The 15,918-nt window shown below is 36.3% G+C and carries 15 protein-coding genes and 1 tRNA gene; 13 read left to right on the forward strand and 3 right to left on the reverse strand.

The annotated features are described in order from the left end of the window. The first annotated feature begins 151 nt into the window (after positions 1-151). The 7 genes from DOK81_RS04880 to clpB all read left to right on the forward strand — a co-directional run bounded on the left by DOK81_RS04880 (position 152) and on the right by clpB (position 8,503). Positions 152-853 carry a tRNA (adenine(22)-N(1))-methyltransferase TrmK gene (locus DOK81_RS04880; RefSeq protein WP_206908952.1) on the forward strand — a complete coding sequence of 234 codons (702 nt, stop codon included), beginning with the start codon at positions 152-154 and terminating at the stop codon, positions 851-853. Continuing rightward, positions 850-1,971, forward strand: coding sequence for a Nif3-like dinuclear metal center hexameric protein (locus tag DOK81_RS04885; protein WP_206908962.1), 1,122 nt, complete (start codon positions 850-852; stop codon positions 1,969-1,971). Before DOK81_RS04880 ends, DOK81_RS04885 begins: the two co-directional genes overlap by 4 nt. A 15-nt stretch (positions 1,972-1,986) precedes the next feature. After that, positions 1,987-3,219: a peptidase T gene (gene pepT, locus DOK81_RS04890; RefSeq protein WP_206908963.1), complete on the forward strand. Its 1,233-nt coding sequence runs from the start codon at positions 1,987-1,989 to the stop codon at positions 3,217-3,219. Positions 3,220-3,421: 202 nt separating this feature from the next. Then, complete coding sequence (locus DOK81_RS04895) at positions 3,422-4,318, forward strand: YegS/Rv2252/BmrU family lipid kinase (protein ID WP_206908965.1); 897 nt, start codon at positions 3,422-3,424, stop codon at positions 4,316-4,318. Between the two features lie 61 nt (positions 4,319-4,379). Then, a complete protein-coding gene (locus DOK81_RS04900; protein WP_206908968.1) occupies positions 4,380-4,652 on the forward strand; it encodes a DUF1294 domain-containing protein in 273 nt (90 codons plus the stop codon). Between the two features lie 10 nt (positions 4,653-4,662). Continuing rightward, complete coding sequence (locus DOK81_RS04905; protein ID WP_206908971.1) at positions 4,663-5,721, forward strand: lysylphosphatidylglycerol synthase transmembrane domain-containing protein; 1,059 nt, start codon at positions 4,663-4,665, stop codon at positions 5,719-5,721. Positions 5,722-5,893: 172 nt separating this feature from the next. Then, the gene (gene clpB / locus DOK81_RS04910) at positions 5,894-8,503 is read left to right on the forward strand and encodes an ATP-dependent chaperone ClpB (protein WP_206908973.1); all 2,610 of its coding nucleotides are present in this window, start codon (positions 5,894-5,896) and stop codon (positions 8,501-8,503) included. A 75-nt stretch (positions 8,504-8,578) separates the two neighbouring features. On the opposite strand, the gene DOK81_RS04915 is transcribed toward clpB, so the two are convergent. Genes DOK81_RS04915 through DOK81_RS04925 form a run of 3 tightly spaced genes read right to left on the reverse strand, consistent with a single transcriptional unit; the run spans position 8,579 to position 10,984 of the window. Further along, a complete protein-coding gene (locus DOK81_RS04915; RefSeq protein WP_206909027.1) occupies positions 8,579-9,247 on the reverse strand; it encodes a hypothetical protein in 669 nt (222 codons plus the stop codon). Continuing rightward, entirely contained in the window at positions 9,247-9,738 is a 492-nt protein-coding gene (locus DOK81_RS04920) for a nucleoside 2-deoxyribosyltransferase (protein WP_206908975.1), read from the reverse strand. The genes DOK81_RS04915 and DOK81_RS04920 overlap by 1 nt, the downstream gene beginning before the upstream one ends. A 25-nt stretch (positions 9,739-9,763) precedes the next feature. Then, positions 9,764-10,984 carry a GNAT family N-acetyltransferase gene (locus tag DOK81_RS04925; protein ID WP_206908977.1) on the reverse strand — a complete coding sequence of 407 codons (1,221 nt, stop codon included), beginning with the start codon at positions 10,982-10,984 and terminating at the stop codon, positions 9,764-9,766. A gap of 147 nt (positions 10,985-11,131) precedes the next feature. Here DOK81_RS04925 and lepA point away from each other — a divergent pair, with 147 nt between their 5' ends. The 6 genes from lepA to DOK81_RS04955 all read left to right on the forward strand — a co-directional run bounded on the left by lepA (position 11,132) and on the right by DOK81_RS04955 (position 15,161). Further along, positions 11,132-12,967: a translation elongation factor 4 gene (gene lepA / locus DOK81_RS04930; RefSeq protein ID WP_206908979.1), complete on the forward strand. Its 1,836-nt coding sequence runs from the start codon at positions 11,132-11,134 to the stop codon at positions 12,965-12,967. A gap of 100 nt (positions 12,968-13,067) precedes the next feature. Next, positions 13,068-13,343: a phage holin family protein gene (locus DOK81_RS04935; RefSeq protein ID WP_347401436.1), complete on the forward strand. Its 276-nt coding sequence runs from the start codon at positions 13,068-13,070 to the stop codon at positions 13,341-13,343. A 112-nt stretch (positions 13,344-13,455) separates the two neighbouring features. Beyond that, a complete protein-coding gene (locus DOK81_RS12260) occupies positions 13,456-13,608 on the forward strand; it encodes an N-acetylmuramoyl-L-alanine amidase (protein ID WP_242589903.1) in 153 nt (50 codons plus the stop codon). A gap of 117 nt (positions 13,609-13,725) precedes the next feature. Continuing rightward, the gene (locus DOK81_RS04945; protein ID WP_206908983.1) at positions 13,726-14,181 is read left to right on the forward strand and encodes a hypothetical protein; all 456 of its coding nucleotides are present in this window, start codon (positions 13,726-13,728) and stop codon (positions 14,179-14,181) included. A gap of 542 nt (positions 14,182-14,723) precedes the next feature. Continuing rightward, positions 14,724-14,797: transfer RNA gene (locus tag DOK81_RS04950), tRNA-Ile, on the forward strand. Positions 14,798-14,828: 31 nt separating this feature from the next. Beyond that, positions 14,829-15,161, forward strand: coding sequence for a putative quinol monooxygenase (locus DOK81_RS04955; RefSeq protein ID WP_206908985.1), 333 nt, complete (start codon positions 14,829-14,831; stop codon positions 15,159-15,161). Positions 15,162-15,918 lie beyond the last annotated feature (757 nt).

Here is a 15,918-nt window from a genome sequence, read left to right on the forward strand (position 1 = left end):
GCACTTACTTATGAACGATATCATAGTACGATGTTCAAGTGAAAAGAATAAAAATTTTGAAAGAGGGATATCGAGAAAAAGGATTTTCTGTCCTATCCCTCTCCTTATTTTATGGAGGAAATGCTATAATGATTGGAAAAGGAGTGAGGTTATGAACCATTTAGATTTATCGCGACGCTTAGCTGCTGTTGGAGAATTTGTTCCTGCAAAAGCGCGTTTAGCAGATATTGGCTCAGATCACGCCTATTTGCCGGTTGCATTGATGCTAAAAGGAAAAATTGAGTTTGCAGTTGCTGGTGAAGTGGTGAAAGGTCCATTTGAGTCCGCGCAAAAACAAGTTAGAAAAGATGGCTTAGAAGGGCGTATTATTGTTCGTTTGGCGAATGGTCTGGCAGCAATTGAACCATCAGATGGAATTACCGCCATCACGATTGCTGGTATGGGTGGCGCATTGATTCGTGATATTTTAGAAGCAGGAAAAACACGTCTAACTCAAAAGGAGCGCTTGATCCTTCAACCAAATATTGGTGAGCGTACGCTTCGAGTTTGGTTGCAAGAAAACCAATATCAGATTATTGAAGAAGTTATTTTGGAAGAAAATAAAAAAATCTACGAGATTATCGTGGCGGAAAAAGCGACTAGTCCAGTAACTTATTCTCCAGAAGATCTGATGTTTGGACCTATTTTACGAAAAACAAAGAATGCTATTTTCAAAGCAAAATGGCAAAGAGAACTTACGCAACGTGAAGCTATCGTTCGGCAAATGATTCAAGCAAATAAAGGTGCCGAAATCAGCGAACGCCAACAAACATTTGAAGCTGAAATCAAACAGATCCAGGAGGTGCTGAAATGATTAATGCACAAACATTCATTAATCGTTTTGAACAGTATTGTCCTCAATGGCTTGCAGAAGAAGGCGATCCAGTCGGTCTACAAATTGGCACATTGAATAAACCAATTCAAAGAGTCATGATGACGTTAGATGTTCGTCCAGAAGTAGTCGAAGAAGCAATTGTTAAAAAAATCGACTTACTAATTGCCAAGCATCCACCGATTTTTCGTCCAATCAAGCAGTTGACTACTGATGATCCGCAAGAAAAAATGTATGCAGATTTACTGAAACATGAGATTACCGTTTACGCCGCGCACACAAATATGGATATTATTTGGGACGGATTAAATGACTGGTTTTGTGAGCAACTAGGTATTCAGGTTGAAAACTATTTAGTAAAAACACATGAAGTAGGATATAAAAAATTAGCAGTTTATTTACCTGTCGAGAATGCAACAACTATGAGTGAAGCTCTTGGACTTGCTGGTGCAGGTCAATTAGGCAACTATTCAAACGCAAGCTTTACCTCAGTCGGGCAAGGTCGTTTTACGCCTTCACAACAAGCACATCCAACGATTGGAACACCTGGTAAAGCAGAAAAAGTTCAAGAAGCAAAAGTGGAAGTGATTTTTCCAGAAACAATTGAGCAAACAGTTCTTCAAGCCATGAGAGCGCATCATCCATACGAAGAAATCGCTTATGACTTGTTTTCAATTGATGCACCAAAAGAAAGTTTTGGATTAGGACGTATCGGAACATTGCCACAACCATTAGACCTAACAACGTTCATTGAAAAAGTCAAAACGGGACTTCAAGTTGATGACTTACGTGTCGTTTTACCACCTCAACTAACTGAGCCAAAAGTTCAGCGGATTGCGATTTGTGGGGGAAGCGGTGAAAAATTTTATCCGTCTGCATTGAAGCAAGGCGCAGATGTTTACATTACGGGGGATCTCTACTATCATACAGCACAAGACATGCAAAGTGCTGGTCTGATCGCGATTGATCCTGGACATTATATTGAGTCATTATGTAAAGAAAAATTTGTTGAAAAATTTGAATCTTGGAAACAAGAAGAACAATGGGATCTTGATTTTTTTGTTTCTGAAACGAATACAAATCCATTCCAATTTCATTAAAAAGGGGCAGATAATATGTACGAAAATCTTTTACCACGTTTTTTAAAATATGTGAAAACTGAAACACGCTCAGATGCAACAAGTACAGCAACACCTTCAACAGCTACGCAAATTGCTTTTGCACAAGAACTCAAAAAAGAATTAGAAGAACTAGGCCTATCTGATGTTTTTTACAATGAGGAAAATGGATTTGTAATGGGAACCTTACCCAGTAATGTAGATTATCCTGTTCGTTCAATAGGCTTTATTTCCCACATGGATACGGCAGATTTCAATGCAGTTGGTGTTAATCCACAAATCATTGAAAATTATGATGGTGAGTCAACGATCGTTTTGGACGAAGCAGGACAATACACGTTGAATACCAAAGATTTTCCCAACTTGAAAAATTATGAAGGACAGACATTGATTACAACAGACGGCAGTACATTGCTTGGTGCGGATGATAAAGCAGGGATTGCTGAAATCATGACAGCTATGGAAATCTTGCTTAAAAATCCGACGATTCCACATGGCGAAATCAAAGTAGCATTTGGTCCTGACGAAGAAATTGGTGTCGGCGCAGATAAGTTTGATGTTGATCAGTTTAATGTAGATTTTGCTTATACGATTGACGGAGGTCCATTGGGGGAATTGCAATATGAAACATTTAGTGCAGCTCAAGCGAACTTAACGATTCTTGGGAAAAATGTTCACCCTGGAACAGCGAAAGATACAATGATCAATGCTTTACAATTAGCTATTGATTTTCACAACCAGCTTCCTGCAGATGAAGTTCCTGAAAAAACAGATGGTTATGAAGGTTTCTTCCACTTAATGGCACTAACTGGTAACCCAGAAGAAGCTACAATGAGTTATATTATCCGCGACCACAATCGTGAAAAATTTGAAGCACGTAAAGCTTTGATTTCAAGCATTCAAGAAAAAATGAATCAAGCATTTGATCAAGAACGAATCAAGGTGGACATGTTTGATCAATACTACAATATGAAAGAAATCATCGAAAAAGATATGAGTATTGTTGAACTAGCTAAACAAGCAATGTTGGATTTAGACATCAAGCCTGTGATTGAACCCGTTCGTGGTGGAACAGATGGCTCAAAAATTTCTTATATGGGTATCCCAACACCAAATATTTTTGCCGGTGGCGAAAATATGCACGGACGTTTCGAATTTGTTTCGTTACAAGTGATGGAAAAAGCAACTGATGTAATTGTAAAAATTGCTGAGTTGAATACAAAAAAGTAACAAACAATTTTTGATATCAATTGAAGACATCAAAAATTTTTTTAAAAGGTTGAGACAAGTGAGTGAATCATTTGTCCCAACCTTTTTTGTGTGCTGTTGAAGCTACCTTATTCAAGTTTGTTAATAAAAATCACATCAACAATCGCAATTTTTTTCATTTTTGGCAAAAAAAAGTAAAATAGAGTAGAAGGTGGGGATAACTATGAAAAATTTACTAGTTTTTTATAACAAAAGTTCAGGAAAAGATGAAGGAGAGGAGTTGGCTAAATGGTTTCAACAATATGCGAAGAACAAACAGCCCGATTTAGACGTTCGGTTAACTCAAACTGGACCTGAAATTCGTGATGAAACATTGATTGAAAAAGCTGAATCTTTTGATGCAGATACATTGGTTATCATTGGTGGTGACGGAACGATTCATCATATTGTTAAAGCTTTTAAAAAAACGATCGGAAATTATCATATTGGTTTGTTACCAGGAGGAACGGTGAACAATCTCGCTCGCGTATTAGAAATTCCTTTAGAAAAAGAAGCAGCTGCTGCTGTCATTTTAGCAGCACAGACGAGAGCTATAGATTACGGAACGGTCAATGATTCAGTCATTATCTCAACGTTAACAGTTGGCTTATTAGCTGATACAGCAATGCGTGTGAGCCAAGAAGAAAAGCAAAAATTTGGGCCGTGGGCATTTGCTAAACGATTCATTAAACTGGTCGTGCAAAAACGTCGCTACCGTTTAAAAATCCAAACAGATGACAAAAAATGGGAACAAAAAGCGCAACTACTAACGGTTACCATGACGAACTCAGTAGGTGGATATACAAATTTTGATGATTTAGCAAGCCCTGATGATGGGAAATTTCACGTGACGATCATTCCTAAATTGAATTTCTTTTCTTACATCTTTTACTTACCACGGATTATTCGAGGAAAATTCTACACTGTTCCGGGAATTGATTATTACACAACGAGTGAATTACAGCTTGACAGTGAAAAGAAAGTAGGCACGCGAACAGATGGAGACACGACAGATGATTTACCAATTAAGATGACAGTGGTACCAAAAGGGTTGACTGTTTATGTACCAATCAATAAATAGCCTTTACATTCAATAGTAGTTTAGGGTAATCTTAAAAAGTACGATTTGAAAAGGAGAAAAGATGGAAGTTTTGATACACAACCCTTTATGGTTCTATTTGATTATTGTTAATTTGTATTTGTTTTGTTTGATGGGCTATGATAAACACCAAGCAAGAGTTGGCGCATGGCGCGTTCCTGAAAGCAATTTGATTTTTGTTAGCCTGCTTGGTGGTGGATTGGGTGGATTGATTGCTCGTAAAGTTTTTCACCATAAGACATTAAAGAAAAAATTCACGATTGGTTTTACTGCAGGTGTGATTGTTGATGTAATTTTGATTTATTTTTTCCATTAAGGAGTAACGGATGTCGAATAAACGAACAAAAACGAAATTATTTTTAAACTTACTATTATTATTATTGATTCTTGGTATCATCTACTATTTGATTCAACATTCATTAGCAGACATTTTAGCAGAATTATTATCAACAAGTTTTGTTGTATTACTTGGTGTTCTTTTGTTGGGAACAATTTACCAGATAGCGGAAGGTCGTTCCATTAAAGAAATTGCGAGGCCTTTTGCTCCAGAGTTTTCAACGAAGGATGGTTTTTGGACTTCCTGCTACGTGGCATTTTATCGAATTGTTTCTTTTGGTACAGGAACCTTGATTTCTGAAGTCTATTTTTATAACAAAAAAGGGATGCGGTTTTCGCAAGGGGTAGGGGTAACAGCTTTACACATGATTATGTACAAGATGGCAGTCATCACCTACGCAGTAATCGGCTTATTGATCCAATTTTCATTGTTTTATACGAAAGCACCAAAAATGATCCCTTTTATTTTAGCAGGAATCATTTTAACAATTGTTATTGTGAGTGCTTTGTTAGTTTTATCAATAAGTCTCAATGTCCAAGTATTGTTTGTAAAACTAGCTAATCGACTGTGTAAACGAAACAAGACACGAGCATTAGTTGATAATTGGAATATCCAGATTTATTCGTTACGCGAAACAGTTCAAACAATCGTAAAAGATCGGACAGCATTGGGCTGGATTTATTTTTGGAATTTAGTTAAGTTACTCTTTTGGTACATTATTCCTTATTTGACTCTAGTTGAGAATCACCCATCAGTGGACTTTTTACTCACATTTTCTTTTGTTAGTTTTTCTGTAGTCTTAGCAGGAGTCTTGCCAACTCCAGGTGGGATTGGTTCATTTGAATTTGTGTATTTGTTATTATTCCGTCCACTTGTTGGAACCGTTGATGCGGTATCTTCGTTATTGTTGTATCGCTTTAGTTCATTTGTATTACCATTTATCTATGGCATGTTCTACGTTCTAGTTGAACGACGAGCAGTCATCAAACAAGAAATTAATGAGGTTAGACGAAAAAAAGTCAGTGAGTCTAGCCGAGAAGAAATATAAAAAATCTAAAGGTAGAGAACCTGTTTCAGTTGTTCTTTTACTTTTAGATTTTTTTTTGAAAAGTCAGAGTTTATTCTTTGACCAATGTTGACCAAAAGAGTATAATGTTTGTTGTAGGATTGATAAGTAAGAAACAATTATCCTTGAACTTTCAATATAGGAGGTAGTTTATATGAATATTGAAAAAATGACAACTACGCTTCAAGAAGCGATTGCAGAAGCACAGCAAGTTGCTGTGACGCGAAAACATCAAGAAATTGATATTGCGCATCTTTGGAAGATCTTTTTACAACCAAGTCATTTTGGACGGAATTTCTATACGGATGCGGGAGTTGACGTTGATCAATTTGACCGCGAAGTTGACCGCTTATTAGATGAATATCCAAGTGTTTCAGGTGGGAATATTCAGTATGGTCAAAATTTAAGTCAAAATTTATTTAGCTTGTTAAATGAAGCAGACCAATTAAAAGAAAGCTTTGGAGATGAATTTCTATCAACAGAAATCGTTATCCTAGCATTGATGAAATTAAAACATTATCCTTTAACAACTTATTTAGTTAAACAAGGAATCACAGAAAAAGAACTTCGGAAAAACATTGAAGACATGCGAGGAGGGGAAAAAGTGACCTCAAAAAATCAAGAAGAACAATACAAAGCATTAGAAAAGTACGGTGTGGACTTAGTACAACAAGTCCGTAGTGGCAAAATGGATCCAATCATCGGACGTGATGAAGAAATTCGAGATGTGGTCCGAATTCTTTCGCGAAAAACAAAGAATAACCCCGTTTTGATTGGGGAGCCTGGGGTTGGTAAAACTGCGATCGTCGAAGGCTTAGCACAACGAATCGTTCGTAAAGATGTTCCAGAAAACTTGAAAGATAAAACCATTTTTTCATTAGATATGGGCGCATTGATTGCAGGAGCAAAATTCCGCGGTGAATTTGAAGAACGATTGAAAGCTGTTTTGAAAGAAGTAACAAAAAGTGAAGGCAGAATCATCCTATTTATTGATGAAATTCATAACATTGTAGGGGCTGGTAAAACAGAAGGCAGTATGGACGCTGGAAATTTACTAAAACCAATGCTTGCTCGTGGTGAACTACATTTGATCGGCGCAACAACTTTAGATGAATATCGTCAATATATGGAAAAAGATAAAGCTTTGGAACGTCGTTTCCAAAAAGTGTTGGTGAAAGAACCAACTGTTGAAGACACCATTAGTATTTTACGTGGTTTAAAAGAACGATTTGAAATACACCATGGGGTCAATATCCATGACAATGCTCTGGTTGCAGCTGCTACTTTATCGGATCGTTATATAACAGATCGTTTTTTACCAGATAAAGCAATCGATTTAATTGATGAAGCAAGTGCTACGATTCGTGTTGAAATGAACTCAATGCCTACGGAACTTGACCAAGTCACTCGTCGATTAATGCAATTAGAAATCGAAGAGGCAGCTTTGAAAAAAGAATCAGATGATGCAAGTAAAAAACGTTTGAAAAATCTTCAAGAAGAACTAGCGGACTTACGTGAAGAAGCAAATGCGATGAAGATGCAATGGGAAACAGAAAAAGAAGAAGTAAATACTGTTTCAACAAAGCGTGCGGAAATCGACAAAGCCAAACACGAATTAGAAGACGCAGAAAATAATTATGATTTAGAACGTGCGGCTGTCTTACGTCATGGAACAATTCCTCAACTAGAAAAAGAATTAAAAGAACTAGAAGCTAAAGCTAAAAATGATGATATCAAAATGGTTCAAGAATCCGTGACTGAAAATGAAATCGCACAAGTGGTTGGTCGGTTGACAGGTATTCCAGTAACCAAATTGGTTGAAGGTGAACGTGAAAAACTAATCAAACTAAATGAAACATTGCATAAACGTGTGATTGGTCAAGATGAAGCAGTGGATGCTGTAAGTGATGCAGTTATTCGTTCACGTGCTGGATTGCAAGATCCAAACCGTCCACTTGGCTCGTTCTTATTCTTAGGACCAACTGGGGTAGGTAAGACCGAATTAGCTAAAGCACTGGCAGAAAACTTGTTTGATTCCGAAGACCATATGGTTCGAATCGATATGAGTGAATATATGGAAAAACATTCTGTGTCACGATTAGTTGGAGCGCCTCCAGGTTATGTTGGCTATGAAGAAGGCGGTCAATTAACTGAAGCCGTTCGTCGCAATCCATATACGATTGTTTTACTTGATGAAATCGAAAAAGCACATCCAGATGTCTTTAATATTTTATTACAAGTGCTAGATGATGGGCGCTTAACAGATTCCAAAGGGCGAGTGGTTGATTTTAAAAATACCGTGTTGATTATGACAAGTAACATTGGTTCACAACTATTGTTAGAAGGTGTGACAGCGGAAGGCACGATTCCAGAAGCAGTGGAAGAACAAGTACGCACGATTTTGCGTGGAAACTTTAAACCAGAGTTCTTGAACAGAATTGACGATACGATTCTATTCACACCATTAAGTTTGGAAAATGTTAAAGGAATCGTCAATAAAATGGTTGCTCAATTAGCTCGTCGTTTAGAACATCAAGAAATTCAGTTAGAGATTAGCGAAGCCGCAAGAACATGGATTGCCGAAACGGCATATGAACCAGCTTATGGTGCACGTCCATTGAAACGTTTTATCACAAAAGAAGTGGAAACACCTTTAGCAAAAGAAATCGTTGCTGGTCATGTTTTACCAAAATCAAAAGTAACGATTGACTTTCTTGCTGGAAAACTTCACTTTTCAACAGAAGAATTGCCAGAAGAAGAATAAATGGATGAAATAAAAACACTTCAATCGAAATGATTGAAGTGTTTTTATTATGGTATCAGCGCAAGTAAACAAGGGTTATTTCTTTACTTTTTCTAAACGATAACTTTTGAAGTAAGCTAAATTCTTTCGGCTGTTTGCCCAAGCAAAGATTCCCATGAATAGGGCGCCCATTGTATTCGTAAATAAATCGCCCATTGTGTCCATCAAAGCAGCTCGCCCGATAAATAACGTTCCGTTAGAAGCGGCAAATCGTTGTAAATTCATTCCTAAGAATTGATCACAAAGAAACTCCCAGAATTCCCAAAAAACACCACAGGTTCCAGCAAAAGCAAAACCAAATAATAGAAATAACCAAGGACTAGTTTTTTCAATCGTCGCGTCTTTCATTAAATAACCAATCAAACCATAACCTAATGCTGTTAGAACCATTGGGCTAACAGCATGAAGGATTTTGTCCCAAAAGGGAATGATGCTGATCAAATGCAACCCTGTGCCTAAAAAGACAGAAATGAAAAGAAAGAACCAATAAAACAAAACAATCGCAGCAGGGATTTTTATTTTAAATAGTTTGAAAATAATTTGTGGTAGGAAAATCAAGACGATACCAGCTAAAGATTCGACAATGAAGGTGATTCCTTGGGTAGTAGAATATTTTTGCGTAACAAATTCAAAAATATTGTAACTAACAACAAAAACTCCAAAAGCTAGTAGAGCAATTTGCACTTTTTTTAACTCATTAATAATCATTGTGAGACCTCCTCAGTTAAGTACTCTTTAATTTTTTCCAATAATTCGGTTTCTGAAGCGACCACTTCACCATTCAATTTGATTAAGCCGACGGTATAAAGGTTCAGATAATGAAATTGGTTTTCTGCAACTTCTTGTAAAGCAGCAATTTTTTTAGGATGTGTTCCACCTTGTTGACGGGTATCTGTATATAGACCAATCACGGGAATTCCTTTTGCATAAGCAACACCAATTTCAGATGCCACTCCAGCATCAATCGTTAATCCATCAAGTAATGCAACCATCAACTGACTTTCCAAAACTTTTTCAGTATCTGCCAATGCAATCATTTGACTATTGGCATAAGCTGTTTTATCGTTGATTGCTTCATTTTCTTGTGGTAAATAAACAGCAATTTTTGGTGAAATCTCGCGAATTTGAGCAACAAGATTAGCGTTGTATAAAAGGTCGCTTTTAGCGAACATAGGTCCAGCAAAATAAATGTTCATTGTTTATCATCCTTAATTTTAGATTTTAGAAATAATCACTAAAGTAAGCTTCGGTATCTGGAATGATCCGCTCAAGTGATCGTAAAGTTTCTTTGTCAGTTGTGATTCGTTCGATTCGAGAAAGGTACGCAGCTCGGCGGTAATTCATCATCAAACAAGTTAACGTTTGGATATCTAAGTAAACAGCTTCACCAATAGGTTCATCAAGAACCTGTACTTGATCTTCTTCATCCCAAATCAAGCCAAAGATACCATTGTTCCAAGGTGCAATCGGATCTGTCAAAACAAAATGGAAAGGTTTGGCCGTGCTAGCAAAAGGAAATGCTTGCAAGAATTCTTTGACATCAACGATTCTTGCCATAAAATAGGGTTCGATTTGTTCCGTAATTTGACTATCTTCAAGTAAAAAGGCCAGTGGCTCGTTTTTATAAATATCACCTTTAACCCAATAAATCATGGAAAAATGTGCAGAAATAAAATTCCATAAGCCGTTGCGTGCTTCTTGATTCAAGTAAAACATTTCTTTTACATGGAATACTTCTTCTGCTACCCAGTAAAACAAGACACCAAGAGGTTCTTGATTGGCACCATAGTAAACAGCAGCAGTTCGTTCTTCTTCATTTTCAAAGCGCCAATATTCTTCCCAATGAAAACCACTGCGAAAAAGGGCACCGTGATTTTGACGTGCAAATTTTTCATAGACGGCATAAACATCTTCATGATCAACTGGTAAACGTTCAATCATTCCGTTAACGGGTACTTGTTTAGGCAATTGGGTATCACGTATTTTAAAGGAAAGTTTATCGGACATGATTTCCCAACCTTTACGACGATAGTACGGAATATTATAAGGGTAAAGATAAGAAATCCATTGTTTCTTTTTTCTCATATTATCTAAAGCAACGACAATCAAGTCTTGCATTAACCCATGGTTCGCATACTCTGGATACGTACCGACTCCTGTGACACCACCCATCAAATAAGGTGTACCATGAATGTTGACTTCACATGGATAGATAGCGATTTGTGAAATTAATTGGTTGTCATAAAACCAACCAAATACTTCTGATAGTTCTAAGATAGGGCGTTTTGATTTGATAAATTCTCGTTTACTTTCAAAACCACTTTCCTCGATATCAGATTCTGTCACTTGAAAAACGTAAGACAATAGTTCGTTAAATTGATCTACGTTTTCTTCTGTAACTGGTTTTAATTCAAGATTTTCTCTGAAATCTTTTTGATCCATTCTTTCATCTCCAATTATTTGATTGTTATAAGTATAACAAAAGTTAGGGAAAAAAACTTCTAAACGCTCACTAATGAAAAAGGCTTTAAATTCCTGTATTTCGTTGGTATAATGGAAAGTGCTGATTAAATGAAAAGAGGAGACGCTATGGATATAAATAAAATGAAGCAACGCCAAGAGCAAATTCGTAATTTCTCGATTATTGCTCACATCGACCATGGAAAATCAACGTTGGCCGATCGTATTTTAGAAATGACGCACACTGTGACGTCTCGTGAAATGCAAGATCAGCTGTTAGACTCAATGGATCTCGAACGTGAACGTGGTATCACGATAAAACTAAATGCTGTTGAATTAAACTATACAGCAAAAAATGGCGAGACGTATATTTTCCACTTAATTGATACACCTGGACACGTCGATTTTACTTATGAAGTTTCACGTAGCTTAGCTGCATGTGAAGGGGCAGTTTTGGTTGTAGATGCAGCGCAAGGAATCGAAGCACAAACATTAGCCAATGTTTATTTAGCTTTAGATAACGATTTAGAAATTTTACCAGTCATTAATAAAATTGATTTACCTGCGGCAGATCCAGAACGTGTGCGTAAAGAAATCGAAGACGTGATCGGTATTGATGCTAGCGAAGCTGTACTTGCTAGTGCGAAGGCTGGAATTGGGATTGAAGATATTCTTGAACAAATCGTAGAATATGTTCCTGCACCAACTGGTGACTTAGATGCGCCACTGAAAGCATTGATTTTTGACTCTGTTTACGACAGTTATCGTGGTGTCGTTCTAAATGTCCGAATCACTGACGGGGTAGTAAAACCTGGTGACAAAATTCAAATGATGAGTAACGGCAAAACTTTTGATGTCACAGAAGTCGGCGTGTTTTCACCAAAAGCAGTTGCCAGAGATTATTTGATGGTAGGGGATGTAGGCTATATTACTGCCAGCATCAAAACTGTACAAGATACACGAGTTGGGGATACCGTTACGCTTGCCGACAATCCGGCTGAAGAAGCTCTCCCTGGTTATCGTAAAATGAATCCAATGGTTTATTGCGGTTTGTATCCGATTGAAACTTCTCGTTATAATGATTTACGTGAGGCTTTGGAAAAATTACAATTAAATGATGCTGCGTTACAATTCGAACCAGAAACGTCACAAGCACTTGGATTTGGTTTCCGTTGTGGGTTCTTAGGATTGTTACACATGGATGTGGTGCAAGAACGTTTGGAACGTGAATTTAATTTAGAATTGATTACAACAGCTCCTTCAGTAATCTATCATGTAAATAAAACCGATGGGTCAACAATCGTAGTAGACAATCCAGCTGATTTCCCGGAACCTGTCACAATCCAAGATGTTGAAGAACCTTTTGTAAAAGCACAAATCATGGTTCCAAACGAATTTGTTGGTGCAGTTATGGAATTGTCTCAGCGTAAACGTGGTGAGTTTATTACAATGGATTATCTTGATGATTATCGTGTGAATGTTGTCTATAACATCCCATTGTCTGAAATTGTTTTTGATTTCTTTGATAAATTAAAATCAAGTACAAAAGGTTACGCGTCACTTGATTACGAAATGTCAGGCTATCAAAAGAGCAAGCTAGTGAAAATGGATATCTTGTTGAATGGTGAGAAGGTTGACGCACTTGGATTCATAGTTCACCGAGATTTTGCTTATGAACGTGGAAAAGCGATTGTTGAAAAACTGAAGAAACTGATTCCAAGACAACAATTCGAAGTTCCAATCCAAGCTGCAATTGGCCAAAAAATCGTGGCTCGCTCAGACATCAAAGCCTTGCGTAAAAATGTTTTGGCTAAATGTTATGGTGGAGATGTTTCACGTAAGCGTAAGCTTCTTGAAAAACAAAAAGAAGGTAAGAAACGAATGAAACAAATCGGTAGTGTCGAAGTCCCTCAGGAAGCCTTCATGGCTGTCCTGAAAATGGATGAGGATGAACCTAAGAAATAGCAAGGGTTGTTTGAAAATACTGCAAAAAATAGAGCAAGTTTACATCAGTTTGCCACCGGATTGCTACCGGTGGCTTTTTTGGTGGCAATTTTTAAGAGTTATTTCGAAATTTTTGAGAGAATTTAGAGGTTTATTGAGTAATTTATACATTCAGATTTTTGTTTGGGTTGTGCTTGCTTATCCATCTCTGAAAATTATGGGATTTGAAGGAGTAGCAACAGCATTCGTATTTTCTTATATTGCGGTGTACGGCATTTCTGTCATTGAAAATCTAGGACAATTGGGAATCCCAGTACCAGAGTTTTTGAAAAGCCGTTTTAGTAAATTAAAAGACACATCTGAAAAACAAGGCGAAGAAAATGGAGGGGAAAAATAATGGTTAAAATTATCAATAATTCTGTTTGTCGTGGTGTAGCAGGTAAACGTGTGGGAAATGTTCAGGTGTTGTTATTCACAACACTTGAACAAACACAACCGCTGAACAAGAAATGAATCGTTTAGCTTGTATGTCAGGTAAACAATTAGAAGCTGGATTTGCACATTACTATGCAGATGAAAACACAATCGTTCGCACAGAAGACACGTTCAATCGTGCATGGCATGTGGCGAATTCAGATGGTAATAATAGTTACCTTAAATGATGTTCGTATTGATGATATTTATTTGACGTTATAAAAAACTCATTGAGGGGCAGTACATAAGAGTAGAGGGGAACTCCTGGTCATTATATTTTGGTATAATTGTAACGAGGTGATGAAATGAATTGGTATAACCCCGAATATATGGGTACTGTTGCGGATTGGGTAGGTATATTTGTAACTGCTCTTACCATTTTTTTTACAGTTAAATACTATTTAAATGATAATAGAAGAGAATTTAGAATAGTAATATATCCACTATATAATAACGAGAAAAAAGGAATAACCTTTGGCTCTACACAACCTTTATTTTATGAATTTTACGCAGTGAGTTTCTCGAAAAATCCAGATTCAGTATATTTTTATACTATCAGACCTAAGAAAAATATTTTGGATAAACTATTTTTCAAAATACCGGAGACTCAACTGATTTTAAGTAATCCATTCGAAGAACGACCTCCTGAGTATCAAACACTAGGACCAAAAGAAAGAACCAAAATAGAGAAAGTTAAAGTGAATTACTATATGATCACCTTTCATATTTATATAAGCGTACTAAAAGGATTAAATATTTAAGAAAAATGACCTTAGAAATTATATATCTAAATGTGGAAGGAAAAGAATTTAGCAAGCGGATGGTATTTCCGATAGAATCAATACGACGATACATGGAAAAATAAAAAAGAGAGGCTATAAAATCACAAAAAATAAAGCCCTTAAAAGAATTTTTAAGTGATGAGAGTGTCAGTGAATTAGCTGATAAGTAACACAAAATAAGTTCAAAAAATTCTTAGGTAAGCAATTGGTATTTAAATATTCCCAAAACGATAAAAAATAACCCCTCACTGAGGGATTGTATATCTATTATTTATTTCTATTGTAATCACCTTTTAGATAAACAGTTAAATTATTGACTGTCCCGACAGAAACAGAGAGTTTTTCAGCAACTTCTTGTGTCGTATAACCACTAGCCAACAGCCTGTTAACCGTGTTTTGACTATTTTTTACTTGGCGTAGACATTCTAGTTGAAGTTCAGTAAAATAAAGACGTTGCCGTGGGAACCTTTTTCACATCATCTAATTCCAAAAAAATTCTAGTCTCTCGCAGCGACTCCCAAGTACTCTTAGCTCAGTTGGTCAGAGCAGACGGCTCATAACCGTCCGGTCGTAGGTTCGAGTCCTACAGGGGACATAAATGGAAATATATTTAAGGAGGTAGAGGAATGGCTATTACTGTAAATATTTATTATAGTGGCACAAATGGAAATGCAAAAAGATTTGCAAAAGAAATGATTTTAACTGGAATTGTAGATGATATACGTGGAGAAGATGGTAATATTAAATACGAATACTTTTTTCCAATGGATGATGAGGAAACAATTCTTCTAATTGATAGTTGGACAGATCAGAAAGCATTAGACAAACATCATGATTCTCCAATGATGACTCATATTACTAAACTTAGAGAAAAATATGATTTGCATATGAGAGTCGAAAGATATGTGACAGATATAAACGATATTTCTACAAAAGACTCCGCATTTATAAGAAAATAAGGCGTTTATTTCACTAAAAAAGCACCTCTTTAAATTAGATTTTTAGTCTAATCTTTTGGGGTGCACATCATTTTTTGAGGGGCAGTACATATATATTATCTATTGCATTTTATTCACCTTCACGGTAAAAAGTTACATTATTAACTGATATTTGAATCTACTAAAAGACCTCAACCAATCAACCCTGGCTGAGGGCTTTTTTTGTTCTGCAATTAACTGTTCTAGTTCTTGAATATCTTCTATAATAGCTTGTTTTCTAATAAATGAGCGCATGTGCGAACGATGACTAAGATATTTATTGCACTCTTTATTTTTTTATTACCAACGTTTGTTAGCTTCAGTTTGTTTATTTTTAGTCATCTTTATTTCACCATTTTTTCGCCTAAATAAAAAAAGATGAGAACAACTTTTCTAGTATCTATAAGTATTTATAGGGAAAATGGTTCTCAATATAATAGTATTTATAGATATTATTGGATAACCATAGAACTTTGTGAATAACGACAACTTATAGGAAACCTTTGTTTTCGGCGTTCTTAATCCAAAGTCTTTTCCATCTTGAACCATAACTCAACAGTTCGATTTTTTTATCGAAGTCTATATCTGTCACATCAAACCACAGATTTCAACACGCCGAAAATCCGTTTGAAAACTTATTGTCACAGGTAGGTAAAACGAATCACTTTGAGATATAGCAGAAGAGAGGATTTGGAAACCTTAATTCAATATACCTTTTATATTATATAACAGAAAGTGC

The sequence above is a fragment of the Enterococcus sp. DIV0660C genome (assembly GCF_017316125.1).
Lineage (GTDB): Bacteria > Bacillota > Bacilli > Lactobacillales > Enterococcaceae > Enterococcus_B.

Bases quoted from the DNA above. Each gene is read 5' to 3' on its own strand.
- DOK81_RS04885 (WP_206908962.1), top strand. From the start codon at position 850: ATGATTAATGCACAAACATTCATTAATCGTTTTGAACAGTATTGTCCT.
- DOK81_RS04925 (WP_206908977.1), bottom strand. From the start codon at position 10,984: ATGGATCAAAAAGATTTCAGAGAAAATCTTGAATTAAAACCAGTTACA.
- clpB (WP_206908973.1), top strand. From the start codon at position 5,894: ATGAATATTGAAAAAATGACAACTACGCTTCAAGAAGCGATTGCAGAA.
- lepA (WP_206908979.1), top strand. From the start codon at position 11,132: ATGGATATAAATAAAATGAAGCAACGCCAAGAGCAAATTCGTAATTTC.
- DOK81_RS04955 (WP_206908985.1), top strand. From the start codon at position 14,829: ATGGCTATTACTGTAAATATTTATTATAGTGGCACAAATGGAAATGCA.
- DOK81_RS04900 (WP_206908968.1), top strand. From the start codon at position 4,380: ATGGAAGTTTTGATACACAACCCTTTATGGTTCTATTTGATTATTGTT.
- DOK81_RS04905 (WP_206908971.1), top strand. From the start codon at position 4,663: ATGTCGAATAAACGAACAAAAACGAAATTATTTTTAAACTTACTATTA.
- DOK81_RS04945 (WP_206908983.1), top strand. From the start codon at position 13,726: ATGAATTGGTATAACCCCGAATATATGGGTACTGTTGCGGATTGGGTA.
- DOK81_RS04920 (WP_206908975.1), bottom strand. From the start codon at position 9,738: ATGAACATTTATTTTGCTGGACCTATGTTCGCTAAAAGCGACCTTTTA.
- DOK81_RS12260 (WP_242589903.1), top strand. From the start codon at position 13,456: ATGAATCGTTTAGCTTGTATGTCAGGTAAACAATTAGAAGCTGGATTT.
- DOK81_RS04895 (WP_206908965.1), top strand. From the start codon at position 3,422: ATGAAAAATTTACTAGTTTTTTATAACAAAAGTTCAGGAAAAGATGAA.
- DOK81_RS04880 (WP_206908952.1), top strand. From the start codon at position 152: ATGAACCATTTAGATTTATCGCGACGCTTAGCTGCTGTTGGAGAATTT.
- pepT (WP_206908963.1), top strand. From the start codon at position 1,987: ATGTACGAAAATCTTTTACCACGTTTTTTAAAATATGTGAAAACTGAA.